Annotated in this window: 21 protein-coding genes; 6 read left to right on the top strand and 15 right to left on the bottom strand. The window is 64.0% G+C overall.

The genetic code is table 11. The annotated features are described in order from the left end of the window. Window positions 1-60 precede the first annotated feature (60 nt). The 4 genes from AC1DS6_RS02585 to AC1DS6_RS02570 form a co-directional block, all read right to left on the bottom strand. A complete protein-coding gene (locus AC1DS6_RS02585) occupies window positions 61-891 on the bottom strand; it encodes an enoyl-CoA hydratase/isomerase family protein (protein ID WP_477101919.1) in 831 nt (276 codons plus the stop codon). Window positions 892-968: 77 nt separating this feature from the next. After that, window positions 969-2909 carry an AMP-binding protein gene (locus AC1DS6_RS02580; RefSeq protein ID WP_477101918.1) on the bottom strand — a complete coding sequence of 647 codons (1941 nt, stop codon included), beginning with the start codon at window positions 2907-2909 and terminating at the stop codon, window positions 969-971. A 238-nt stretch (window positions 2910-3147) separates the two neighbouring features. Next, complete coding sequence (locus AC1DS6_RS02575; protein WP_477101917.1) at window positions 3148-3921, bottom strand: SDR family oxidoreductase; 774 nt, start codon at window positions 3919-3921, stop codon at window positions 3148-3150. A gap of 127 nt (window positions 3922-4048) precedes the next feature. Further along, entirely contained in the window at window positions 4049-5269 is a 1221-nt protein-coding gene (locus tag AC1DS6_RS02570; RefSeq protein ID WP_477101916.1) for an ABC transporter substrate-binding protein, read from the bottom strand. Window positions 5270-5645: 376 nt separating this feature from the next. Between AC1DS6_RS02570 and AC1DS6_RS02565 the strand changes: the two genes are divergently transcribed. Beyond that, complete coding sequence (locus AC1DS6_RS02565; protein WP_477101915.1) at window positions 5646-6425, top strand: IclR family transcriptional regulator; 780 nt, start codon at window positions 5646-5648, stop codon at window positions 6423-6425. Window positions 6426-6520: 95 nt separating this feature from the next. Here the strand turns inward: AC1DS6_RS02565 and AC1DS6_RS02560 are convergent, their stop codons facing one another. The 6 genes from AC1DS6_RS02560 to AC1DS6_RS02535 all read right to left on the bottom strand — a co-directional run bounded on the left by AC1DS6_RS02560 (window position 6521) and on the right by AC1DS6_RS02535 (window position 12245). Further along, entirely contained in the window at window positions 6521-7372 is an 852-nt protein-coding gene (locus AC1DS6_RS02560) for an IclR family transcriptional regulator (RefSeq protein WP_477101914.1), read from the bottom strand. Window positions 7373-7652: 280 nt separating this feature from the next. Further along, the gene (locus AC1DS6_RS02555; protein WP_477101913.1) at window positions 7653-8351 is read right to left on the bottom strand and encodes an ABC transporter ATP-binding protein; all 699 of its coding nucleotides are present in this window, start codon (window positions 8349-8351) and stop codon (window positions 7653-7655) included. After that, the gene (locus AC1DS6_RS02550) at window positions 8338-9096 is read right to left on the bottom strand and encodes an ABC transporter ATP-binding protein (protein ID WP_477101912.1); all 759 of its coding nucleotides are present in this window, start codon (window positions 9094-9096) and stop codon (window positions 8338-8340) included. The genes AC1DS6_RS02555 and AC1DS6_RS02550 overlap by 14 nt, the downstream gene beginning before the upstream one ends. Further along, window positions 9093-10088: a branched-chain amino acid ABC transporter permease gene (locus AC1DS6_RS02545; RefSeq protein ID WP_477101911.1), complete on the bottom strand. Its 996-nt coding sequence runs from the start codon at window positions 10086-10088 to the stop codon at window positions 9093-9095. The genes AC1DS6_RS02550 and AC1DS6_RS02545 overlap by 4 nt, the downstream gene beginning before the upstream one ends. 2 nt (window positions 10089-10090) lie before the next feature. Beyond that, the gene (locus tag AC1DS6_RS02540; protein ID WP_477101910.1) at window positions 10091-10972 is read right to left on the bottom strand and encodes a branched-chain amino acid ABC transporter permease; all 882 of its coding nucleotides are present in this window, start codon (window positions 10970-10972) and stop codon (window positions 10091-10093) included. Between the two features lie 67 nt (window positions 10973-11039). Then, entirely contained in the window at window positions 11040-12245 is a 1206-nt protein-coding gene (locus AC1DS6_RS02535; RefSeq protein WP_477101909.1) for an ABC transporter substrate-binding protein, read from the bottom strand. A gap of 495 nt (window positions 12246-12740) precedes the next feature. On the opposite strand from AC1DS6_RS02535, the gene AC1DS6_RS02530 reads away from it, so the two are divergent. Beyond that, on the top strand, window positions 12741-13880 hold the full coding sequence (locus AC1DS6_RS02530) for a zinc-binding dehydrogenase (RefSeq protein WP_477101908.1): 1140 nt from the start codon (window positions 12741-12743) through the stop codon (window positions 13878-13880). 96 nt (window positions 13881-13976) lie between these two features. Here AC1DS6_RS02530 and AC1DS6_RS02525 read toward each other — a convergent pair whose 3' ends face one another. Both AC1DS6_RS02525 and AC1DS6_RS02520 read right to left on the bottom strand, forming a co-directional pair. Further along, on the bottom strand, window positions 13977-14768 hold the full coding sequence (locus AC1DS6_RS02525; RefSeq protein ID WP_477101907.1) for an IclR family transcriptional regulator: 792 nt from the start codon (window positions 14766-14768) through the stop codon (window positions 13977-13979). Window positions 14769-14917: 149 nt separating this feature from the next. Next, complete coding sequence (locus AC1DS6_RS02520; RefSeq protein ID WP_477101906.1) at window positions 14918-15859, bottom strand: LysR family transcriptional regulator; 942 nt, start codon at window positions 15857-15859, stop codon at window positions 14918-14920. Window positions 15860-16825: 966 nt separating this feature from the next. Between AC1DS6_RS02520 and AC1DS6_RS02515 the strand changes: the two genes are divergently transcribed. Continuing rightward, on the top strand, window positions 16826-17272 hold the full coding sequence (locus tag AC1DS6_RS02515; RefSeq protein WP_477101905.1) for a YybH family protein: 447 nt from the start codon (window positions 16826-16828) through the stop codon (window positions 17270-17272). A 184-nt stretch (window positions 17273-17456) separates the two neighbouring features. After that, window positions 17457-18095, top strand: coding sequence for a DUF2889 domain-containing protein (locus AC1DS6_RS02510; protein WP_477101904.1), 639 nt, complete (start codon window positions 17457-17459; stop codon window positions 18093-18095). A 100-nt stretch (window positions 18096-18195) separates the two neighbouring features. Here AC1DS6_RS02510 and AC1DS6_RS02505 read toward each other — a convergent pair whose 3' ends face one another. Further along, window positions 18196-19092 (bottom strand): LysR family transcriptional regulator, encoded by an 897-nt coding sequence (locus tag AC1DS6_RS02505; protein WP_477101903.1) that lies wholly within the window; start codon window positions 19090-19092, stop codon window positions 18196-18198. Window positions 19093-19161: 69 nt separating this feature from the next. Further along, a complete protein-coding gene (locus AC1DS6_RS02500; protein ID WP_477101902.1) occupies window positions 19162-19503 on the bottom strand; it encodes a hypothetical protein in 342 nt (113 codons plus the stop codon). A gap of 22 nt (window positions 19504-19525) precedes the next feature. Between AC1DS6_RS02500 and AC1DS6_RS02495 the strand changes: the two genes are divergently transcribed. Together AC1DS6_RS02495 and AC1DS6_RS02490 are read left to right on the top strand one after the other, a co-directional pair. Beyond that, window positions 19526-20170, top strand: a complete 645-nt coding sequence (locus tag AC1DS6_RS02495) for an AraC family transcriptional regulator (protein ID WP_477101901.1) — start codon at window positions 19526-19528, stop codon at window positions 20168-20170. A 372-nt stretch (window positions 20171-20542) separates the two neighbouring features. Further along, window positions 20543-21937 (top strand): MFS transporter, encoded by a 1395-nt coding sequence (locus AC1DS6_RS02490; RefSeq protein ID WP_477101900.1) that lies wholly within the window; start codon window positions 20543-20545, stop codon window positions 21935-21937. Between the two features lie 198 nt (window positions 21938-22135). Here AC1DS6_RS02490 and AC1DS6_RS02485 read toward each other — a convergent pair whose 3' ends face one another. Continuing rightward, window positions 22136-25633, bottom strand: a complete 3498-nt coding sequence (locus AC1DS6_RS02485; RefSeq protein WP_477101899.1) for a pyruvate carboxylase — start codon at window positions 25631-25633, stop codon at window positions 22136-22138. Window positions 25634-25681 lie beyond the last annotated feature (48 nt).

The following is a 25681-nucleotide window of genomic DNA, read 5'->3' as shown; positions in this document are numbered from 1 at the left end:
ATGCTTGTTACCGCGCATCGTCCGCCAGATACCGGATCGAGCGTTTCAGCCGCTGCCTGGCTAAGCAGACGTCGTGCGCGGAAACACCGGACCGCGCTTCTCACGGAACGAGGCTACGCCTTCCTTGACCTCAGGGCCGCCGAAGCCAAACATTTCCAGCGCCAGCGAGGCGTCGAAGATCGGACCGGCCTGGCGCAGCCAGTTGTTCAGCGCATACTTGGTCCAGCGGATCGCCGACGGCGCACCATTGGCGAGGCGGGTGGCGATCGACACGGCCGTGTCCTGCAGATCCGCCTCATCCACCGCCAGCGACACCAGCCCCATCTGCTCAGCCTTCTCGCCGCTCACCGGCTCGCACAGCATCAGGTGGTATTTCGCCTTGGCCATGCCGCACAGCAGCGGCCAAACGATCGCGGCATGGTCGCCGGCCGCGACGCCGAGCCGGGTATGCCCATCCACCAGCCGCGCGCTGCGGGCCGCCACCGAAATATCGGCCAGCAGCGCGGCAACCAGCCCCGCACCGACCGCGGAGCCGTGGATCGCCGAAACGATCGGCTTGGAGCAATTGATGATGTTGTAGACCAGGTCCTTCGACTCGCGCCAGACGCGGGCGCGGGCATCGAAGGAGTCGATCATCTCCTCCACCATCTCGAAGTCGCCGCCGGCCGAGAAGGCCTTGCCCGCGCCGCACAGCACCACGGCGCTCACGGTCGGGTCGGCATCGATGTCGCGCCAGACGCGGGCGATCTCGTCGTGGCCACGGGCATCCAGCGCGTTCAGGCGCTCGGGACGATTCAGCGTGATGCGCAGGACGCCCTCACTCGGGCGATCAAACGCAAGGCTCGAATACTGCTCATAGGCCGCGCTCGGCGCGGCGTTGCTTTTCGACATGGAATCTCCTGAATAAAGCAGGCGGAGCATGTGCAGCGAACAAGGAAATACACACGCTCCCGTCAATCAACGCGCTGTCACTGCCCTGCAGCGGCGCGAATCTCATCAAGCGCCGGCGGGTTGTCCAGCGCGGACAAGTCGCCGGCAGGCTGGCCGGTGTAGACACTGCGGATGACCCGCCGCATGATCTTCGAGCTGCGCGTCTTCGGCAACTGCGCGACCACATGCACCATCGACGGCCGGAACGGCCGGCCCAGCCGCCCGTCGACATGCTGGCTGACGGCAGCCCTTAACGCCTCCTTCGACAGCACCACCGCGGCGGACGGCACCAGGAAAACCACCAGCTTCTGCCCCTTGACCGGATCATCCACGCCGATCGCGGCCGCTTCCGCAATCTCGGGCAGCTCAAGCAGCACGTCCTCAATCTCGGCCGGGCCGAGCCGTTTTCCGGCCAGCTTGATGGTGTCGTCGGAACGCCCCAGCAGGAACCAGGTGCCATCATCCCAGCGCATCGCGAGGTCGCCATGCACCCAGACTCCCGGCACGGTGTGCCAATATGTGTCAAGGTAGCGCTCGTCGTCCTGCCAGAACGACTGCGTCATGCCGACGAAGGGCCGGCGGATCGCCAGTTCGCCAACGGCGTTGGTAAGCGACTTGCCATCCGCATCGACCACGTCGGCGGCCACCGACGGCGAGGCCGTGTTGAAGCCAGCCGGGCTGATGGGCTTGACGATCACGCTGGACAACAGCGCCCCCGAGACCTCGGTGCCGCCCGTATAGTTGATGACCGGACGGCGGCCGCGGCCGAACGCCCTCTGAAACCACAGGAAGTGCTCGGGATCAATGCCCTCGCCCGCAGTGATCAGGAGCCTGACCGTGGACACATCGCCTTGCGTGGCAATGGCCTCGTTGGTGGCCAGGCCGCGGATCAGGGTCGGCGCCGAGCCAAAATGCGTGACCCCGTAGCGTTCAATGATGCGCGACATGCGTGACCAGTCCGGGAAATCGGGGGCCCCGTCATAGCAAACCAGGGTTGCGCCGCGCAGCAGCGCGCACGACATCACCAGCGTGCCCGCCACCCAACCCATGTCCGCGGGCCAGCAGAACACATCCTTCGGACTGACATTGAAATGGACGGCAGAATCGTGCGCGATCTTCATCGGGAAACTACCGTGGGTATGCACGGTCCCCTTGGGCTTCCCGGTGGTGCCGGACGTATAGATGATCATGAAGGGATCGTCCGGCGACATCTGTTGCGGCGCGGCGTCGGGCTGCGAGCCGGCAACCTGGTGCCAGTCCAGCTCCTTGTCGCCGAAGGTGATGGTCTCGCCCGCGTGCTTCCAGATGGTGGTGCCGACCTCCGGCAGGCGCACCATGGCCTCATCGATCAGGCTGCGCGTATCGACCCACTTGCCCCGGCGCGCGAATCCGGTGGTGGCCACCAGCGCGCGGGCTGAGCACGACGACAGACGCGACACGATCGCATCGACACCGAAGCCGCTGAACAGCGGCACCGTCACCGCGCCGATCCAGGCAATGGCCAGCGAGGTCACCGTCGCCTCGACACCGTTTTCCATGAGCAGGCCGACCCGGTCTCCGCGCCCCACGCCCAGGGCCTTCAGGCCACCGGCGAACGCCGCCACCTTTTGCGCCAGCTCGGCATAACTCAGGCGCTGGGCTGAGCCATCCTCGCGTTCGGCCACCACTGCGGTATGCGACGCCATCTCCGGGTCATCAGCCCACCTGAGCGCAGACTTGACCCAGTTGAGCTGTCCACCCGGGAACCATTTCGGGAACGGTTGCCCTTCCGACGCGTCCAGGTACTTCTGGAACGGGACGTCCCAGACCATGCCGCAAAAGTCGATGACAGCGCGCCAATAGGCGTCCGGCTTCTCGTTCGAGAAAGCCAGCAGTTCATCGTAGTCCTTCAGGCCCAGGCGCGCGACCAGCGCCGACACATTCGCCGTGGCGATATCGTCTCCCGTGGGAATCCAGTCATTGTGCAGAGAGTCACTCATCGAAAATCCAGCCTTTTGGTTGCACGGTTGCTGCGGCGCGATGTGTGCAAGGCGGCTGTGCAGCATCGGCCGCTGCAGGCAATGCCATCTCCATCGCATGGAGCCAGCGTGATCGACGCGTCCAGGCAAGTCAACCGGGCCCGCAGGACTGTTCCGTACTCCGGAAATGCCGCGGCGCCGCCGGCCGGAAAGAATCCATGTCGTGGGGGTCAAACCCCTTTCAATAAGTCGGCGCCAGTCACGCGATCGAGCAACGCGAGGCCATGCCGCCGTCGACGGTGACAATCACGCCGGAGGTGTAACGGGAACGATCCGAGGCGAGGTAGACGAACAGGTCGGCCACTTCCGCGACGGTTGCAGGCCGGCCCAGCGGCATCGTGGCCAACATCTTCCCCACCTCCTGCGCGTCACCCTGGGCGCGGGCGCGCAGCACCTTGCGGATTCGTTCGGTATCAACGGGTCCCGGATTGACCCCCACCACGCGGATGCCGTCTTCGAGGCTGCGGCCGCCCAATGCCCGTGTGAAGGCCATCAGCGCGGCGTTGCCGGCGCTGCCACAGATGTAGTCGAAGTCGACATTCTCGCCGCCATTGCCGATGTTGTTCAAGATAATGCCGGCACCGCGCGTCTTCATCCCGGCATACACGAGGCGCGTGAGATTGATGTAGCCAAACACTTTCAGCTCCCACCCCTGCCGCCACGCCGCTTCGTCCACCTGCCACAGGTTGCCGCCCGGAATGCTGCCGGCGTTGTTCACCAATACGTCGGCGTCCACCCCGAATCCGGCAACTTGGGCAATGGCGCCTGGCGCCATCATGTCCGCGGCCAGTGTATGTACTCCGATGCCATGGCGCGCCCGCAACCCGGCTGCGATCCGTTCGAGTCGTTCCGCCGACCGGGCAACCAGGTAAAGCTCACAGCCTTCGGCGGCGAACGCCTGCGCGAGGCCTTCGCCGATACCTTGGGAGGCGCCCGTGACAAGTACCTTTCGCCCGTTCAGCCTCAACTCCATCTCTGCCTCCTCGTCGATTCGCCAGTCCTACCTGCCCTTCATGACGACAGCCTCGGTGGGCCGTGTGCAGCGCCGCCGCATGTTCCCAATGCCACCGACCCACAAACCTCGAATTCGCGCTATGCCGTCAACCGCCGCGCATCTTCAGCACGGTCTGCTCCGGCGGCCGACTCTTGCTTCCCGGGACGACTTCGAGCATGTCGATGACCGGCTGGCCGAATTCCGCGCTCTGCGCGACCTTCCCGATATAGACCGGCGCCTCGGCCTGGTGGTCGAACCTGCCAATGCGGATCGGTCCGCGTGGCGACTTGAACGGCTGCGTTTCAAGCGCCGCCATCACCTTGTCCGGTGCGATGGACCTGGCCGCGTTGGCTGCCTGCGCCCACACCGAAACGCAGTCATAGCTGAGAGTCGCCCAGTCGGACGGGAAGCGCCCGCGCCTGGCCCTGTACGCGGCAACGAAGGCCAGCCCTTCGGGCGATGCGTTGCCAAGCACATTGACCGCGGCGGTCTGAAAACCGTCTGTTCCCACCGGCGCGGCATCGCCCATGGCCTTCAGGGTGATGCCGTCGTACAGCGCGCTGAAGCGGTTCTTCACCTGTGCGAAGAAGCCAATAGCCTGTGCCTGCTTGGAGAACGTAATCAGGTCGCTGCCGAACAGCATCGTGAACACGTAGTCCGGCTTGGCAGCCAGCACCTTGTTGATGGCGGGCGTGAAGTCAGGCGCGCCGTACTTGGGATACTCCTCGACGACAATCTCGGCCTGCGGATTAAATTCCTTAATGAAAGCCTTGAAACGGTTGGCACCAGTCCTACCAGCAGCGTAGTCGGCGGCAATCACGGCATACTTCTTGTATGGTTGCTTGGCAAGGTACGCCGCCATCGAGTGCATCACCATGTAGCTGTTCGGGCTCATGGCGAAGATATACGGGTGGTAGTCCTTGATGGTCAGGTCATCAGACTGTGACGAACTGGCACAAGTCGGGACCCTCTGCCGCGAGCCCACGGCCTTGCTGACAGCTAGCGCGCTGGCTGAGGTGGCAACGATCAACAGGCTGGCGCCGTCCTTCGCCATGGCGCCGGCCTGGCTGACTGCCTTTTGCGGGTTGGTTCCATTGTCCTGGTAGGCCAGCGATATGGGCCGGCCAAGCACGCCGCCATTGCGGTTGATGACCTCCACGGCGTACTGGGCACCATCGAGGGCATCTTTCGATACATCCGCACCGGCGCCGCTCAATTCGAGGGATGCTGCAACGCGAACAGGCTCGCCCGCCGGGGGTGCGGCCGACGACCAATTGGCGATGGTGATGGCAAACGCGCCGAGGCACAGACGGGTCGATGGTTTCATGCTGTCTCCCTGGTATCCAGCAAGTATTGGAAGTCGCACGCCGTCGGGTCAACGAGGCGGGAATCCTTGTTCCGTACTTCGAAAGTCGGCAATACCCGTAGGAACACTGATCGCTGCGCGCCGCGTGTAGCCGCGCGCCAGACGATGGCGTTCGAATTTCGGCAATCGGTCGCTCGTGATTCACAAATTGAGGAACGCGCCAAAGACTCCTAGCATTGACGACAGGCACGCAAGCACGCACCGACGAAATCCAGGGACAAGCTGGAAGTCGGAGCAGAAACGGCCCATGGGCCGGAAGACTTGCAGCACTTCGCTCTCAGCAGGTGATCCAATGCAGGCAACAACAGCGGTCGTTACTCGGGAAACAGTGGCAGCTATGCAAAGTACGGCACCGGTCACCTTGACGTTAGACAGAGGGCTTCAGGTGCTGCGAGCATTCCGCGCCGAACGTTCCCCGTTGACCAATGGGGAGCTCGTCAGGCGCACCGGCCTGTCCAAGGCAACGGTCTCACGCCTGACCACCACACTGGTGGGACTCGGCTACCTTCGCCGAGTAGCCGGCGGGCCGCAGTTCGCCCTGGCCACAGCTGCGCTGAGCATCGGCCATACCTACCTGGAGACCAACCCGGTCACGCAACGCGCACATCCCTTTATGCAGGAACTGGCGGACCGCCTCAACGTGTCGGTCTCGCTGGCGGCCCCGGATCATCTCGACATGCTCTACATCGCCCACCGGACCAGCGCGCGGATCGCGACTCTGCGGATGGGCGTCGGCTCCCTGCTGCCGATGGGGTGGACGGCCAGTGGCCGCGCATGGCTGTGGGGACTGCCACCGGACGCCCAGGGCAACTACATCGAAACGCTAAAACAGGCAGCAGGCCCGCGTGCCGGAGAACTCGAAAAGGGGATCCAGGCTGCTTTCGACGATCTGCAGACTACCGGCGCGTGCATGTCGCTGGGAAACTTTCAACGCAATGCATACGGCATCGCGCTGCCAGTCAGGGTAGGACATTCGGCCACGCACTTGGCCCTGAGCTGTGGCGCGGTTGAGCTCGAACCTGACGTTGCCGCCCTCCGCAAGCGGATAGTACCGGTGCTGCAGGCGGCCGCCTTGGACCTGGTCGCTCTGCTGCGTGATGTCGATGCGCAACTCTGACCGGCTATGGGGAGAGCCAGCATCGTCACCAGGCAACCGGATCGAATGAAGGGCACCCGAGCGGAGTGCATACCATCGGGGTCAGCGGTCCGGCATCACTCGAGGACGCCCAGCCGTTCCTGCAAGGCCAGTGCTGTCGCGGCCAGCCTGGGCCCAAGTTCCCGCTCGACGCGGACACGGGCCATGCGGGCGCTGCGGCCGACGCATGCCAGCACGATCGGCGGATGATCCGGAACACGGACGGGGACGGCAATGGAAACGAGTTCAGGATTCCCTTCACCAAGCGACGTGCAAAACCCCCGCTTGTGCAATTGCGACGTGCCTTCCGCCATCCAGCGCCGCAGAGACGGCCAGTCGCGGCCGCTCTTGCGTTCCACATTGCCCTGGAGATAGTAGCGCTCCAGCTCCGGCAGCGCCGCCAGCAGCGCCCAACCCATCGGGGACGAAGCGATGGACAAACGTGTACCGGCCGCGAGCCTCAGATCGAGCATCGCGTCCTTGCTAATTTGCGTGTCCAGCACTATCACATCCAGCCTGTCCCGCGTTCCCAGCACCACGTAGGTATCGGTCGCATCCGCGAACTTCTGCATTTCGCTGCGGGCGGCCCGTTGCACATCGGCACCCGCGATGGCCGCGTAGCCGAGCGATAGCGCAGCAGCGGCGAGCCGGTATTTCCGCCGTGCTTCGTCGTAGTGAAGGTAGCCCAGCGCAACCAGGGAATACAGCATCCGCGACACCGTGGGCCCGGGAATGCCGGTTTCCAGCGCAATATCCTGGTTGCCCATCCAGGGCCGCTCAGGACTGAACGCCGCCAGGACGGCCAGGCCGCGTGACAGTGGCACCACCCTCACCTCGCATTGTGCCGCTTCAAGTCGCTTCGCTGCCGGTTCGATCGCACCGATTCCGGGCGGACGCCTGGCGCGGTTGGTGACATTGGTGTGCAGCATGGAACCTCCGTGAACCTAAAGCGGACTGGACGGCTGGAGGACAGCAATGTCATCTCACAAACGTTAGGTAGATTTTGGGCGCGCGATGGAGTAACTTCCATGGGGGTTAACCCATTGGCGCATCCATCGCTGCAGCCGCGATGATCGCGTCCGAAAGCCAGCCCAGCTTGTTGTGTCCTGATGACTGACCGCGTTGATTGGTGCCTCGCTCGGCGCCCACGAGTCCGGCCGCAAGCGGCCGGCCAGCATGCCGGGTCGTGATGGACGACTGCGCCCGACGTCAGTCCCTGGCTAGCGCGGTACGCGCCTTGCCCCCGCCAATGGCCGGCTCGACCGGTGCGATGTCCCCCTTCTCGATCGCATACCAGCGATCGCAAACCAGGTCGGTGAATTTGATGTTCTGCTCCGCCAGCAAGATACCCATCCCACCAGAGCACAGGGATTTGATCGCGTCGGCCAGCCGCAACACGACGATGGGCGCGAGCCCTTCGCTGGGTTCGTCCAGCAGCAACAGCCGGGGCTGCAGCAGCAGCGCGCGGCTGATGGCGACCATCTGCCGTTCGCCCCCGGACAGCTTGCCCGCATAGCGCGCGCGCAACGCCTTCATCTCGGGAAACAGCGCGTACACCGACTCGATTTGCCTGGCGGGGGCATGTTTCACCCCGATCGTCAGGTTCTCCTCGACCGTCAGCGAGCGAAACAGCCGTCCCCCGCTCGGCACGATCGCCAGCCCCGCGGCCACCCGCCGGTGGGCGGGTATGCCAAGGACATCCTGGCCATTCACCACGATGGCGCCGGAACTCGCGGCAATCAGGCCGCATACGGCGTTGATGAATGTCGTTTTCCCGGCACCGTTGCGCCCCACCAACCCCACCACCTCGCCGGCATGCACGCTGATGTGCGCATCGCGGATGACCTTCACGTGGCCATAGCCTGCGTTCATCCCTCTCACGCACAGGACTTCGTCAGATATCTTCACCAAAATAGGCCTCCTTCACGCGAGCGTCCGAGCGCACGACCTGTGGTTCGGCATCGATCAGAATTTTTCCGGCAGCCAGCACGACGACGCGGCTGGCGAACGAAAACACCACCTCCATGTCGTGCTCGACGAACACGATCGGCATGCGCTCGCTGGCACCGATCGAGCGGATCAGCGCGAGACACTGGCGCGATTCTTCCCGCCCCATCCCTGCCGTCGGCTCGTCCAGCAACAGCAGCCGGGGGTTGGTGGACAGCGCCACCGCCAATTCCAGCGTGCGCTGGTCACCGTACGACAGGTCCCCCGCGAGCACGTTGCGCTTTGCCTGCAGTCCCACCTTCTCCAGCGCTGCCTCGGCCTCGCGCCGCATGAGGGACGAGGCCCGGCTGAACATACTCCACGAGCGTCCCCGGGCGAGCATTAGCCCGATCTGCACATTCTCCAGCACGGTCGAGTTGCGGAATACGCTGCTGACCTGGAAAGAACGGCCAAGCCCTCGCTTCACGCGCCGCCATGGCGGCAGCGTGGTCACCTGCTCGCCGAACAAGCGCACCTCGCCGCCGTCGGGCAGCTTGCGCCCCGTTAGAAGGTCGAAGAACGTGCTCTTTCCGGCGCCGTTTGGGCCAATGATGGCGACCGCCTCGCCATCGTGGATGTCCAGCGAGATACCGCTCACCGCGGTGAAACCGCCGAAGGATTTGGAAACGTTCGATGCGCTCAGCACCGGCTGCTGGTTCGTATTCATTTCCGCCCATCCCTGGCACCGAAAGAGGTCATGGAATTCCCATCGCCCCGGCTGAGGCGCCCTGTCAAGCGCCTGCCGATGAAATCGTTGACCGGCGGTGCCAGTCCTTCCGGGAACAGCACGGCGCACACGATCACGAGCACACCCACGACCAGGTCGGCATTCGCCGAGTGGATCTGCGTATAGGCACGCGACAGCTCCAGCAGCACGGTGCCGAGGATCGGCCCCAGGAACAGAGAGCGGCCGCCCAGCGCGACCATCATCAGCAGCATGGCGCTCGTGGCCCAGGAGAACATCTGCGGGTCCACGTTACCTTCCGTCGTCGCCGAGAGAATGCCAAAGACCGTGCCCAGGGTTCCCGCGATCACCATGGCCATGATCTCGTACAGCTTGGGGTTGCCTCCCAGCGAAGCAATCCGGTCCGCGTTGTCCCGCACCGCCCCCAGCATGGTGCCGAAGGGCGAAGCCAGCAGCCGCAGCAAGAACAGGCCCACCCCGACCAGCACCCCGACCGCGAGAAGGTGACGCGCCATGTCCGGCTCGAGCCAGGCCGGGATCGCGACGCCGACCAGCCCGTCATCTCCCCCGGTCAGCTCGTAGCTCCGGGCCACCAGGACGAAGGCGACCTGACCGATGGCGAGGGTCAGCAGCCCGAAGAAGAGATGCCGGGCGCGCAGCGAGATGAGTGCGACCACGGCGGACAATGGTACGGCGACGACAAGCCCGAACAGCGCCGCGCGCCAGTACGGCACACCGAGCTTGATCGTGCCAATTGCCACCGCGTAGGCGCCGAACCCGAAGAACAGGCCCTGCCCCATCGAAATCAGTCCTGTCGCTCCCACCAGCAGGTTGAGCGTCATTGCCGCGCCTGCCAGCACGACCAGGCGGGTCAGTTCCGGCAACATCGATGTCGGCATCACGAACGGCAGCACGCAGAACACGCCGCCCACGGCGCACAGCGCGCCAATGTTCTTCTTGTCGAAGTACTGCATGGCTACTCCCTTCCGGCGATGGTGCGAAAGCCCGTGGGCTTGAACAGCAGGACCAGCACCATGACGGCAAAGATGATGACTTCGCCGCCCTGGTCAATGAACAAGGTCGAGACGGTTTCGGCGACGCCGATCAGCATGGCTGCGGCCAAGCCGCCCCACACCGAACCGAGCCCCCCGACCACGACTACGGCGAAGGCGATCAGGACGATCTGGACATCGAGCCCCGTATTGATCGCGCCCCGGGGCACCGCGATTGCGCCAGCGATGCCGGCAAGCAGCGCGGCAATGGCCATCACGCGGGTACGTAGCCGCGGTACGTCAACGCCTGCGGCCGCCAGCATCTGCGGATCGTCGACTGCGGCGCGAATCAGCCGCCCGGTGCGGCTGCGCCCCAGCAAGGCCCAGAGATAGACCGCCACGGCTGCGGTAACCAGAAGCACGGCGACCTGATAGGTCGCTAGCTTGAAGTCGCCCAGTTCGATGAATCCCGCGAGCAGGCGCGGCGGCGCCATGGAGAGCGGCTGCGTGCCAAACGCCAGCCGCGTGATGTTGTTCAGCGCGAGAAGCAGCCCGAACGACACCAGCAACTGCCCCCACATGCCGGCTCGGTACACGCGACGGAACAGCGAAATCTCCAGTCCGGCCCCAAGGATCGCAACCAGTGCCGGAACGGCGAGGCAGCCAATCACGAAGCCAGCCTCGGGGCCCCACTGCTGGATGCTGGCGGCCGTGCCGAACGCAGCCAGCATGAAGAAGGACCCGTGCGCCAGGTTCACGACGCCGAGCGCACCCCACAGCAAGGTGAGGCCCGACGCCACCAGGAAGTACAGCCCGCCGTTGGCGATCCCCGCCAGCACCTGGGCCCATAGCAACTGCCAGTTCATCTCCATCCTCCCTCAGCCTGCGTTAGTGCATTGGCGGCACCAGATTCCAGGCACCTGTTTGCGACACTCATTCCTTGCGCGCCTTTTCCACCACCGCCAGCGAGGGGCGCGTCGCTTTCGCAGGTGCCACCTCGTCGATCTCGAGGACCGGCTGCCCGTACTCCTTGCCCGCCACGACTTTGCCGAAGTACACGGGAACCTCTGCCTCGTGGTCGTACTTGCCAAACCGGACCGGACCGCGAAGTGTCGTGAACTCCTGGCCTTCTATCGCGCGCATCAGCCCTTCGGGCACGGTGGTCTTTGCCTCGTTGACCGCCTGGGCCCAGGTCATCACGCAGTCATAGGCGCCGATAGCCCAGTCGGACGGATAGTTGCCGTTCTTTGCCTTGTACTGTGCGACTAACTCTTTCGCCTCACCCGATTTGCCCAGGAAATTGAACGGGGCGTACTGGTAACCCTCCGTCCCCAAGGGTGCGTTGTCGCCGAGCATCTTTAGCGTGCCGGCATCCAGCACCGTCATGAAGCGGTTATTGATCTGCTTGAAGAAGTCAAGCGCCTTGCCCTGCTTGACAAACGTGAGAAGGTCGGACGAGAAGATCTGCGCCCAGACATAGTCCGGCCTGGCCGCGAGGATCTTGTTGATACTGGCGGTGTAATCGGTGGCGCCCAGCTTGGGATATTCCTCGACCACAATCTGCGCCTGCGGATTCAACTCCTTCATGAACTCTTTGAAGCGAACGGCGGCAGCCCTGCCCCCCGCGTAGTCCGGCACCAGCAATGCATAGCGCTTGTACGGCTGCTTCGCCAGCCGCGCGGTGACCGCCCGCATCAACATGTAGGTCGTCGGCGCCGTCGAGAACAGGTAGGGCTGGTAGTCCTTCATCGTGATTTCTTCGGCCGCCGAAAGCGCCACGCACATCGGCACCTTCTGCTTGCCGGAAACCGCCCTGCTGACGGCGAGCGTGGCACCGGAAGTCGCGGGCGAGAGCAGCATCGCCGCACCTTGCTGCGCCAGCGCGCCGGCCTGGCTGACGGCGCGCTGGGGATTCGTTCCATTGTCCTGGTGCTCTAGCACGACCGGACGGCCAAGCAGCCCCCCCTTCTTGTTGAGTGCCTCCACGGCAAACTGGTAGCCCGCGAGCGCATCCATGCCAAGGTTGGCGCCCGGCCCGCTGAGTTCCAGCGAGGCGACGATCTTCACCGGTTGTCCGCTCTGTGCGAATGCGAGCGTGGAACCGAGTGCTAACAACAGGCCTGCGGCGATAGCTTTCATGCTGATGTTCCTGGCAGTGAGGGTGGGTCCGCGCAGGAGACAACGCCGCCGGCGGGCTTGGCCAGGCGTGCGGCGGCGCCAGGGCAACGGCTTTGTACGTGGGCCATTCCCGCAGGCAGTCCACCGTGTCTCCGTGCTTGTCTTTTTGTGTGTGATGGCATCACAGATTAGAAAGGCCACGTCTCCCGGGCAATGGCGGCCATCATGATGTTCCGTACATTGGAGCACTCGCGCGCGCCCGGTCATCCGCTGTGATCCATCAAAGCAGGGAAGCCGAACGGCGATCCTCCCATTGGCGTTGCAGGCGGGCTGCCGCGAGTTGGAGGCCAGCACCCAATGTACGGGACGACTGGTCGCTGCACGTTGACCTGCTGGCAGAAGTGGCCCAAAGCTGTCATGTCACATCGCCTGCCTCGCCACCTCGAGCACCAAGTCCAGGGAATACCTTGGCCGACTCATGGCCGGCTACAACCCGCAATACAAGGAGAAGATACGATGAGAATGTTCGCGGCCGTGATGTATGAGCAGGGTCTGCCAACCCCGTTCGTCCAGTCCAGGCCCTTCCATATCGAAGAGGTAGAACTGGATCCCCCGGGCCCCGGCGAGGTACTGGTAGAGATCCGCGGCGCAGGCCTGTGCCACTCTGACCTGTCGGTGGTGGAGGGACTGGCCAGGCGGCCGCTGCCGATCGTCGGCGGACATGAGGGGGCGGGGATCGTGCGCGACGTGGGAACGGGCGTGACCCGGTTCTCGCCGGGCGATCATGTGGTGATGGTAGCCGTCGCCGGCTGCGGGAAGTGCCACTTCTGCAAGGTTAGCCGCCCTGGGCTATGCCAGGCCGTCGCGGCCGTGCGCGCCGAGGGCAAGCTGGCCACCGGAGCGCGGCGCCTGCGTTTTCCTGATGGCCGACTGCTCAACCACTACAGCGGCTTGTCGGTGTTCGCGCAGTACGCCGTGCTGGCGCCGAAGTCGCTTATCCGCATCGACCAGGACGTACCGCTGGATGTGGCTGCGATGCTCGGATGTGGCGTGCTGACCGGCGCGGGCGCGGTGTTCAACACGGCCAAGGTCAAGCCGGGTGCGACGGTGGCCGTCGTCGGCCTCGGGGGTGTCGGCCTCAGCGCGGTCATGGCCGCGCGCGAGTCGGGCGCCTCGACCATCATCGGCCTGGATGTGGTTCCGGACAAATTCGGCCTTGCACGCCTGCTGGGTGCCACCCATTGCATCGACGCGCGCGACCCGCAGGCCGTCCAGCAAGTCCTAGACCTTACCGATGGCGGTGTCGACCACTCGTTCGAAGTCTCTGGCGTGATGCCGGCCGTACAACTTGCGCAAGCCATTGCCGCGCGCGGCGCCGAGGTCGTGCACGTGGGCGTGAGCTCCACCTCCGCCGAGTTTCCCGTCAAGCAGTGGCCGCTTGTGCTGGAGGAACGAACGATCCGGGGCTCCTTCATGGGCGGCGGCGTGCCGTCGCAGGACATTCCCCGCTACACCGATCTCTACAAGGGCGGGCGCTTCCCGATGGACCGGCTGTGCAGCGAGCATGTGAGCTTCGAGCGACTGAATGAAAGCCTCGACCTGCTCCGTACCGGCTCGGTTGTGCGCCAGATCCTGTTGCCGCACGGTGTCCTTTGAGGAGCGGACTATCCGGAGCATCTGGGCCGTCCACGGGAGCGAAGCCGAACACCAAAGGCACTCAACGCGGCTCTGCCAACGCGACCATGTTCCGAATCAGGGCTCGGAGCCGACTTCGCGAAGCAACACCGTCAGTTCTATCGCGGCGGCTTTGAGCTCCGGCACAATGCGCTTTCTGATGGAGGCGATGTCCGGCTCCAGTTCGACTGCACCGCAGCTCAGCGTCATCAAGGCGCCGGAACGCCCCACTTCGACCGGCAACGCAATCCCGTACGCATTGCGTTGATACTTGCCAAGGGACATGCAGACGCCCGTCGTCCGCAAATCTTCGAACGCGGCTTCGATGCCCTTTCTGACGTCCTCGACGCGCGGGCCGGCAGCCTGCATGATCGAGGCGATGTAGTGGCGCTGCATATCCTCGGGCAGCCGCCACAGCCACGCCCGCCCGACTGACGTCCAGCCCATTGGCAGCAGAGAGCCCACGCCGAGCCTGAGCGTGGCAATCCGCGCGCTTGTCCGATAGGCGATATACAGCATGTCCAACTGATTGGGCACCGCAAGCGCGACGGAGACATTGAGCCTGTCGGCCAGTTGCTGCATGAAAGGATGGGCGAGCCGCGCAACCGGACTTGTTTCCAGGTAGGCGTGACCGATACCGAGCGCGCCACTTGCTAGCTCGAACTGAGGCCCGTGCGCGACCCGGCGAAGAAAACCCAGGCTGATCAAAGTGATCGTCAGGCGGGACACCGTTGACTTCGACAGCCCCGTGCGACGCACCAGTTCGCCATTGGTCAGCGGTGCCCGCTCCGCGCGGAATGCGCGCAGCACCTGGAGACCGCGCTCCAGCGTCATCGTGACGGGTGGGGAATGGTTCGTATCGTTCGTCATTGCAACGCGCCCGGAGGCCCCTGAATTGGCATCGGCACGAACCGCTGCGATGCGTATGGGTAGCGTAGGCTTATGCAGCAGGAGATCCAAGTGGCCTTTTCGGAACCGGAGATTCGACTGGCTCGAAGAAGCCGTGCCAACAAGACAGCTCAAGCGTGATCGGAGCCGGCGACGGCGTCGCGCGGCCGGTCGAGCAGTTGCTTCATCAGCGCAGCGGCAGCCGGACTCAAGATCCGCCCACGGGCTGTGGCGATGTGGATTGTCCGGACGGCCCATGGCTCAGCGAGTTCGACACTCTCGACATGTTCGAACAGTGCATGGCTCAGGAGGCACTCAGGCTGCACGGTCACGCCAAGCCCGGCCTGCACAAGACTGATCGCCGCCCCGCCGCTCCTGACGCTGAACAGCGGCGTAAAGTCCTTGCCGAGGCGCGCCGCTGCGGCGCGAAATGCGCCCATCATGGCCTCAGCCGCAATCAGCTTCTCGGGCAGCAGATCCTCGAATGTGACGCTCTTTCGCCCGCTGAGCGCGTGGGTTCGCGGAACGATGACAACCAGCCGGTCCCGGCGGTAAGGTGTCACGTCCACCCCGCCTAGCTCTAGCTCGTAGGCCATTGCGAATACGCCGACGTGCGCGTCGCCGCGTGAGACCGCCTCTATGATCTCGGCATTCTGGACCTCGCGTACCACGAGTTCCACCAGAGGAAAGTCCCGTGCGTAGTCACCCAACTCGCGAGCCAGGAAGGGCGCGATGATCGAGCGGGCCGACGCGACAACCAGCTTGCCCTGCACCCCTTCTGTGAAGGCGGAGATCTCTGATCGCAAATCCTCGATGTCGTCCAGGACTTTGCGCGCATAGCGAACCAGAACCGCGCCCGCTGGGCTGGGCACGACGCCTTTTGGCCCTCGATCGAGAAGCTTGACCCCCGCGATGTCTTCAAGGTCCTGAATTCGCTTGGTCGCCGTCGAAGCGGCAATGTTCTCCCGGATCGCGGCACGCCCTATCTGCTGCTCTTCGACCGCCGAAAGAAAGAGCCTCAGCGTGAAAAGATCGACTTGCCGGATTAAGTGCAGGCGGTTGAACGCGCTCATGGTCGAATCAACACCGGCTTGATCTTACTCGCATGACGCCAGCCATTCCTGCAGCAGTTGCGCCGTGGCGACCAGCCGTGGTTCGATCTCCCGCTCGACACTGACGTGCGCCAAGCGCGCGTTTACGGCTGATGGAGGCCAGTACCAGCGGCACGACTGTCATCAGGCTTTCCGCGGCGTTGGATCGACCCGGCCTTGGCCAGATCGCGCCGGTCCCAGGATGATGACCTTGCGGCCCGGCGCCTGCGCACTGCAACATGTGGATCTCCATCTGCTTGAGGTAGTCATTCCACCCGGATATGGACCATCGGTCATTTCCCAAACCTTACTAACGTTAGGTAGAGTTTGCGCGCCGGATCGGTTGAATGCCATGAGGGTTAACCCAGCGGAAAAGGCTACCTCGCACACCGGGTCCGGCCAGATACGGTCGCGCAGGTGGGTCGGGGGAAGAACCGATAGCTACTGGCAGCTTGCTTGACCATCGGGAAAGCTCTTCGTCCAGCGGTTCATCAACTGCGTCCCCCCCAAAAAAAAAGCCCCGCTGCAAGTTGCTCGGGGCGAATGCTCGCTACGCGGCGAGCATGGAGACATCGGCTACCACACTTAAGGCATGCACGCTGTCACTATGCTGTCCCCCTCATGGAGGGCCAATCGCTTTCCAGGAAGTCTTCCGTACTTTGAAACGGTGGCTGCGAGCCCATTCGCCTGACCGACCTGCCTGATGACCGCGCTCATCAAGAGCGTTCGACGGCGTCCCGCCAATGTAGGCTGCCACACGATCGCGGTCGTTGGAACCAATCGCATCCTGACAATTTCCGTGGCGCAGTCCTTGGCCACATCGTTCAAAGTACGGAACAGCCCTTCGATCCCGACGTATTGCGTTCGACTTTCGTCGTATCCTGATAGCCATCCTACGCTGGGACGAACGCGCGGCGTAAATTTGCAACACCCGAACGAATCGACGCCATGGCAACCGGGACCGAACACCAAAGCATCGCGGGCGGGGCTTCCGAGAATGCCCACGAAGCACTGATGGACGTCGAGCGCCGGTGGAATGCTGCTGCACTCGAATGGAATGCCGACGCGCTAACGTCGATGTACGCCCCGGAAGCGGTATTCTTCGGAGGCCGTGAGGGGCATGCGGTAGGTCTGCCGGCGATCCGGAGCTACTTCAACTCGTATGCCGGAATCCTTAGCTCGGCACGCATGGCTCTTGTCGAGCAATCCGTGATCGCGCTCGGCGGGGATACGCTGCTGGCGCAGGGGTACGCGCGATTTTTTTTCGTGCTCGCGGACGCAAGCGAGACATCGTCGACACTCAGGACTACGTGGTTGCTTGTCAGGCGCCATGGCATGTGGCAGATCCTACAGCACCATTTTTCCCCGACGCCGGGAGCGCCGCCGATCCGGTAGCGGGATGTATGCCACGAGCCGCGTGCCGACCTCGATTCGGCGTTCTCGAAACACGAGTTCACCAAATGCGGATTGGTTCCTGCCGCGAAAGCTGAGACGATACATGCAAGCAAACGTGGCATGCCAATCGAAAAAGCGCGCTGGCGAAGCGGCCGGCGCGCGCAACCGTCGCCAAGAGGAACCGTTGAGCGAAAATCAAGCTCCGATGCCATCCATCGCGCCACCAGGCACAGGCGAACTGCCGCCGCCTGTGCCACGGCGCCATGTGCATACCCGTGCCGTCGTCATGCAGGGCTTCCGCCGCGATGACGGCTTGTGGGACATGGAAGGCGAAATGAAGGACAGCAAGACCACGCACTGGCCGAGCTGGGAGAGCGGTGTGCAAGCGCCCGAAGTGCCCGTGCACAACATGCGGGTTCGCGTTACGCTGGACGACAGCTTCACCGTCCGGGCCATCGCCGCGGCCCTGCCCGCCGTTCCGTTCCCTGAATGCGCCGAAGGCCTGCCGCCGCTGCAAGGCCTGGTCGGGGCCAGCATGGCGCGCGGCTGGCGCAAGGCGATAGACGCCACGCTGGGGGGCGCATTGGGTTGCACCCATCTGCGCGAACTGCTGATGCATCTCGGCACGGTCGCTTACCAGACCGTTGCGGGCGAGACGAGGCGAGAGGAATGGGAAGCCCTGCCCGATCCCCGCGCCGGGTTGCCCACTCCAACGTCGCCGCGGCCCCACTGGGGGAAATGTGTTGGCTGGAGGCTGGACGGGGAAGTGATCAGGCGCTGGGCGCCGGACTTCTTCCAGCCGTCAGACCCGCCTTCCGAATGAAAGGAACGGCGTGCGAAGACCCCGCCAGCGGGGCTGCTCCTTCGACCGTCAGTCTTGCCGCCTCGCAGCGAGGCGCCATCCCCTTACGGAAGGGGCCCGGCTACCCCCGGTATCGGAGCGTCTCGACCAGCAGCCCAAACGCCGGCGATTGCTGACGCCGGTGCGGGTAGTAAAGGTGGTAGCCCTCGAACGTCTGCCGCCAGTCCTGAAGCACCTGCACCAGGCGCCCTGCGTCCACATGCGGCTGCACCATTTCCTCGGGCAGCCACGCCAGGCCCAGGCCAGCCAACGCCGCGTCCAGGATCGGAGCAAGGCTGTTGAACACGAGCTGGCCGTCAACCTTGATCCGTTGCGCGCGCTTGCCCTTGCTGAAGGTCCAGGTGAAAACGCCGCCGTGTGTCGGCAGGCGCAAGTGGATGCACGCGTGCCCGGTCAGATCCTTCGGCTGCCTCAGCGGCGGGCGACCGGCAAAATACGCGGGGGCACCCACCACCGCCATGCCGACGTCAGGGCCGATCCGTACGGCGATCATGTCCCTGGCCACCAGCCCGCCCCGGCGCACGCCGGCGTCATAGCGGTCACTGACGATATCCGTCAGGCCTTGTTCCGTCGTGATCTCGACGCGGATGTCCGGATAGTCCGGCAGGAAGCGGGCGATCGCGGGCAACAGGACACTCTGCACGGCATATTCGTCCGCGGTCAGCCGGATCGTCCCGGCTGGCTTGTCGCGCAAGGTGCTGACTTGCTCGAGGCCGGCAACGATCGCCTGCATGGCTGGCCCGATCAGATCCACCAGCCGCTCGCCCGCCTCCGTCGGCGACACGCTGCGCGTCGTACGCGAGAAAAGCCGTATGCCCAACCGCTCCTCGAACGTCCTGATGGTCTGGCTCAGAGCCGATTGCGACACACCCATTCGGGCTGCCGCGCGCGTGAAACTGCTTTCCTCGTACACGGCGAGGAAGGCCCTCAGATCCGGAAGCTTATCGCTTTCATTCATAAATCAGCCTAATAACTACAGGCTGATTCTAACCACTTATCCAAGGAGATGCAGAAGACATTCTTAGAGCTAATTTGAAAATTCGCTGCAGATGTGCTCTAACGAGGCAACCTCTCCAAAGACAGAAAGTACGCGGCAATCGCACTGAGCACCGCGGTCAAGCACCTGCTGCCCGACCTGATGTCCCGTTTCCAGCAGCTTTACCCTGATGTCGTTTTTGACGTCCTGCTTTCCGATGGCAATGTGGACAGGGGGACGGGCGAAAAGGCCGGTGGAGGCATCCCTTCCCGCAGTCGGCCATAAGCACGCAGCCGGTTGCATTACGGAAGGCTGAACGGCACGTTCGGGAAATGCAGATGGCTTTTCACCTGGCGTTCCAACGATCATCGGTGACAGGATCATCCGATCCACCGATTCACCTCTGCGACCAGCCATGCGTGTCCATCTACAGTCCTACTCGCATGTCAGCCTGTCCCGGCTGATGCCCGCCTTCCCGCTGACCATCGTCGCCACGCGCGGACGATCCCTGATGCGGCGGCGTGGGTTCGACCGCGTTCTCGTGCCGGGCCAGCGGATCATCGTCGCGCCATTCGAGGCAATCGAGCTGCATCTGGATGGGGCGTCCATGCAGCCATCATCCTGCACCATGGAGATCCAGGAGCACCTGGTTGGCTCACGCGCGCTCCCCTTTCACCACCGGCTTTCGCAGCGTGTGTTCCTCCATCCGGAGCGCGCGTGGAGCGCGGACTTCCTTGCGGATATCCTGAACACGTCGCCACCCCGCATCCGCAGCATGCTGTTTTCCGAAGGTGCCGCGTTGACCGACCTTTGCCGTACCCAGCGGCTCATGCGGGCGCTATTTGAAGTCCTGGAAGGCAAGGTTTCCGCGCGCGAGCTGAGCGGCCGCGTCGGATGGCCACCGCGCAGCGATCTGGAGCCCGCCTTTTACGACTGGTTCGGCATATCGCTGCGGGCGGCGCGGCTCCTGGCGCAGGACCGCTTGCCTGCCAGCCTTCGCGTAGACCCCGCCGACGCTATCCTGCGCCAATGCACGGGACAGTTGGTTGCGGGCGCTTGAGTCGGTTTGCAGCCCTATTGCCCCCCCGGTTGCAGCCGCATGACAGCACATCCCTCGCTTGCAGTGTGTCTGCTCATGCCCTGATCCGAGGGGCGCGCCGTGATACTGGGTAGTGCAGGCAAGGTGCGTCCGCGCTACCGCAGCCTCCGTTGTACGGAACGGCTCCCAGACTCTCTTTGACGCGGCCCGCCTGGTCTCCCAGACTACTCGACACCACTGGCTGACAGTGGCAACCGGCGCCCCGGCAGACTCGCACGGTCACGCACGTTACCTTCACCGCCCGCCCATTCGTGAAACCGATGAAACGCACCCATCCGAGGTGCGAAACCAAAGCGCTGCGCGCGCTGCAACGGCACCATCAAGGATGGAGACATGAATCACCCTACACAGGCCACTGCCCGCACAAGACCTGCCGCGGAGCCAACCGCGCCGCACACATCGCCAGGCCGAACGGTCGTCGACAGCCCCCACTCCTGGTACGTCCTCGCCCTGCTGACGTTTTCCTACTCGCTCGCATACATTGACCGGCAACTGCTCAATCTGCTTGTCGATCCGATCAAGCGCTCGCTGCTGATCTCCGACACGGAGTTGAGCATCATCCAGGGCGCGGCATTCATCTCCGCCTATCTGCTGGCCGCCCCGATCTTTGGGCGGCTCGTCGACATCACTAACCGGCGCAACATCCTGCTGTTCGGTGTCTGCACCTGGAGCATCTTCACCGCCTTGTGCGGGTACGCCGGCAGCTACACGGAACTGTTCGTTGCCCGCTTCGGCGTGGGCGCCAGCGAAGCCTGCGTGCTTCCGGTAGGGTGGTCGCTCATCTCCGACTATTTTTCCGCACGCCGCGCGCCACGCGCCCTCAGCCTCTTCATGCTCGGCCCCCCGCTGGGCGGCGGCTTCTCGCTCGTGGCCGGCAGCCTGGTGATTGGCTTTGCGGCTGACCTGCATCTCTACTTTCCCTCCCTTGCACACCTCCCGACCTGGCAGCTCGCCTTTATCATGGTCGGTGTACCGGGATTCCTGCTCGCCGCGGTGCTGCTGACCGTGCGGGAGCCGGTACGCAGCCAAATGCTGCGGGCAACCGCGGATGACCGGCACTTCACGGTTCGGGAGGCGAGCGCCTTCCTCTGGCAGCGCCGCGGATTCTACGGGCGCATCTATCTCGCGGTGGGCATGCTGGGCGTCGTCATACTCGCCATGCCGGCCTGGCTGCCTGCGTTCCTGATCCGCTACCACGGGATGTCTCCCGCGATGCTGGGCTATCGATTCGGTGCGGTCGTCATCTTGTTCGGCTCCGCCGGGGTCCTGGCAGGACCGTGGATCAAGCAGATCCTGCAGCGCCGCGGCAACGAAGACGCCGCGCTTCGCATCGCCGCGGCGTCCCTGGCCCTCACCGCGGTGTCCTGCGCCGCTATCCCGCTGATGCCGGGCGTTACCGGCGCGTTCGTCGCCATCGCAGGCGCCTTCTTCCTCAGCAGCGTGCCGACCGGGATCGTCGCCGCCGCCATCCAGATTGGCACGCCAAGCCGCATGCGCGGCGTCGTCGCCTCGCTGTACACCTTCTTTGCACAACTGATCGGCTTCGGCGTGGGTCCCACGGCCATCGCGCTGGTCACCGACAAGGGATTCGGTGACCCCAGGATGGTGGGGCATTCGGTTGGCATCGTATGCGCTGCGGCTGCGCTTGTGGCCGCGTGGCTATTCTTCACGGCATTGCCGCCCTATCGGCGTATGCTGGATGAGGAGCGCAACGCAAACGGAAGCTGAAGATTGCCGCCTTTCCTGATGGGTAGCGACTGATCGTCGCGCGCCAGGCGCATGCCCCGGCGATGCTGGGAGGCGCGGCAGCTTTCACCGCTGCGCCGCCTGGGATAGGGAAACTTCAGCCGGCGAAGCCCGATAGCATCGTCTCCGGCGTAGCCGGCAACCGCTTGCGTGCATGGATCGACGTCTGATTCTTTTTCATCATGCCAATTCCCGTAACGCTACAGCGACTTCACCCTCCGTAACTGGAGTCTGATACGCAATCTCCACAAGCAGTTGCCCCGTACGGACCGTCTCGCCTGCCTTGACACAGATCGCGCGAACCTCCCCGGACGACTCCGCCGGCACGTTGCACTCCATCTTCATGGCTTCGATCACGGCCACGGTGTCGCCCTTCTCCACCACCTGGCCGGGCAGGACCGGGACCGCGATCACGGTGCCCTGCATCGGCGCCGGGACGTGGGAGGCGTTGCCGGCCTCGGCCATGCGCGTATCTGCCGCCCGCTCCGCGCAGCGCAGGCTCGCCCGCACAGCGCGCGGCTGGCCGTTCACATCGAAGAACAGCCGTACCGAGCCGTCCGCGTCGGCCTCTGCCTGGGCGCTCAGGCCGATGAACAGGGTTTTGCCTTTCTCCAGCTCTGCCGTGATTTCCTGCCCCGCGGCCAGTCCATAGAAGAATACCGGCGTAGGCAGAATCGACACGTCGCCATACCGCTCCTGGTGCGCGCTGAACTCCCTGAATACCTTGGGGTACATCAGATACGAGGCAAGGTCGTTGTCGTTCAAATCCCGCCCGATTTCCCGTCCCGCCTGCACGCGCACCGCCTCCAGATCGACGGCGGGAATATGCGCACCCGCCCTCCCCTCGATTGGCACGCCCCCTTTGGCCAGCTTCTTCTGCAATGCGTCCGGAAAGCCGTCGGCGGGATAACCCATTTCACCCCGGAACATGGAGACCACCGAATCCGGCACGGCGATCTCCCGTTCGGGATCCGCGACATCCGCGGGCGAAAGCTGGTTTGCCACCATGTGCAGGGCCATGTCACCGACCACTTTGGAGGATGGCGTGACCTTGACGATGTCACCGAACAGGACATTCACATCCGCGTACGCCTGGGCAATGGCTGGCCATTGGTCATCCAGCCCCAAGGCGCGCGCCTGCTCCCGCAGGTTTGTATATTGTCCACCCGGCATCTCGTGCCGATAGACGTCGGACGTGCCTGCGCACATCTGCGCTTCGAACGGCGCGTAGTTGCCACGTACGGCCTCCCAGTATCGCGATACCGGCTGTAGGCTTCGGTAATGGATTGCGGGCCGCCGCTCATCATGTTCCAGCGCCGCACAGATCGCGCCAAGACTCGGCTGCGAGGTCAGTCCGCTCATGGCGTCCATCGCGCCGTCCACCGCGTCCGCGCCTGCCGCCACCGCCGCGAGCACCGTGGCCACGGAGCCTCCGCTGGTGTCGTGCGTATGAAAATGGATGGGCAGCCCGACTTCATTCCTGAGCGCGGTAATCAGGGCCGTGGCGGCCTGTGGCCGGCACACGCCCGCCATGTCCTTGACACCGAGAATATGCGCCCCCGCCTTCTCCAGTTGCCTGGCCAGGTCGACGTAATACTTGATGCCGTACTTGCTGCGAGCCGGATCGAGCAGGTCCCCGGTGTAGCAGATGGTGCCTTCACAAAGAGCGCCTGCCTCCAGCACGGCATCCATCGCCACACGCATGTTCTCGATCCAGTTGAACGAATCGAATACCCGGAACAGATCAATCCCTTCCGCCGCTGCGCGCTGCACGAAGTAGCGCACCACGTTGTCGGCATAGTTGGTGTAGCCCACACCGTTCGCGCCGCGCAGCAGCATCTGGAACAGGAGATTGGGCGCGGCCTGCCGCAGCTGCACCAGGCGCTGCCATGGATCCTCCTTCAGGAAACGCATGGCCACGTCGAAGGTGGCTCCGCCCCAGCACTCCAGCGAAAAGAGATCGGCGAGCTGGCGCGCGTAGGCCGGTGCGATCGCCACCATGTCATGCGTGCGCATGCGGGTCGCCAGCAGGGATTGGTGGGCGTCCCGCATGGTTGTATCGGTCAGCAGTACGGCCCTCTGTTCCCGCATCCAGGCTGCCAGGCCCGCCGGACCCAGTTTGGCAAGGAGATCGCGAGATCCCGGAGGAACGGCAGACATGTCGCCGACGGCCGGCAGCGGTGGCTCGAATACCAGGGCGCGCGGAATGGATCGCCCTTTCATGTCGGGATGGCCGTTGACGTTGACGTCAGAGATGTAGCTGAGGATCTTGGTAGCGCGATCCTTGCGCTGCGTGAACTGGAACAGGGACGGCGTCTTGTCGATGAACCGCGTGGTGCAGTTGCCGGACTGGAAATCCGGGTGCTGGATCACGTTCTCCAGGAAGGCCAGGTTGGTCGCTACCCCGCGGATGCGGAACTCCCGCAGCGCCCGGCTCATCCGCTCGGTCGCCTCCTGCGGATCGCGTCCCTTGCAGGTGACCTTCACAAGCAGTGAATCGTAGTATGGCGTCACGATCGCGCCGGAATAGACCGTGCCGGCATCCAGGCGGATACCGAATCCCGCCGCGCTTCGATAGGTGGTGATCTTGCCGTGGTCGGGTGCGAACCCGTTCTCGGGATCTTCAGTCGTCACGCGGCACTGCACCGCATGGCCGCGCAGCCGGATCGCATCCTGGACTGGCACGATGGCATCCACGCCACCAATGCGCTCGCCCTCCGAAATGCGCAGTTGTGCCTTGACGATGTCGATTCCCGTGACTTCTTCCGTTACCGTGTGCTCGACCTGGATACGCGGATTGACTTCAATGAAGTAGAAAGCCCCGGTGTCGGCATCCATGAGGAATTCTACCGTGCCGGCATGCGTATATCCCACCGTCTTTGCCAGTTTAAGCGCTTCGCCACATAGCGCCCTTCTTTGTTCCTCGGCAAGATAGGGCGCTGGAGCCCGTTCGACCACCTTCTGATTGCGTCGCTGTACCGAGCAATCGCGCTCGAACAGGTGAACGATATTGCCATGCGCATCGCCTAGGATCTGCACCTCGACATGCTTGGCGCGCGCGATGAATTTTTCGAGATACACCTCATCGTTGCCGAATGCAGCCATCGCTTCGCGCCGGGCCGAGGCCACAGCCTCGATAAGCTCCCCCTCGCGCGCGATGGCTCGCATGCCGCGCCCGCCACCGCCCCAGCTTGCCTTAAGCATGACCGGATAGCCGATCTCCACCGCCAGGCGCCGGATTTCCTCATCGTCGTCGGGCAAAGCGCCCGTAGCGGGCATCAGCGGTACCCCCACGCTCATCGCCAGCGCGCGCGCGGCCACCTTGTTGCCGAGCTGGCGCATGACCTCCGGCGTCGGCCCGACGAAGACAATGCCAGCCTTTGCACATTGCTCGGCAAACTCCGGGTTTTCCGAGAGAAAGCCGTATCCGGGGTGGATCGCGTCGACGCCGGCTTCGACTGCGACGCGCAGGATTTCGCCGATATCGAGATAGGCATCGACCGGCTTGCGGCCTTTGCCGACCAGATAGCTTTCGTCGGCCTTGAAGCGATGTTGCGCAAACCGGTCCTGATGCGAGTAGATCGCGACCGTACGCATGCCGAGTTCACTGGCGGCACGCATGACCCGAATGGCAATCTCGCCGCGATTGGCGACGAGTACACTCCCGATTTTTTTCATGATGGACTTTCTTGGATAGGAAATCGTTGCTTCGACTCTCCAATTGCC

It is taken from the genome of Cupriavidus sp. 05L310, from assembly GCF_056398185.1.
This window is presented reverse-complemented; position numbering and strand designations above follow the sequence as displayed.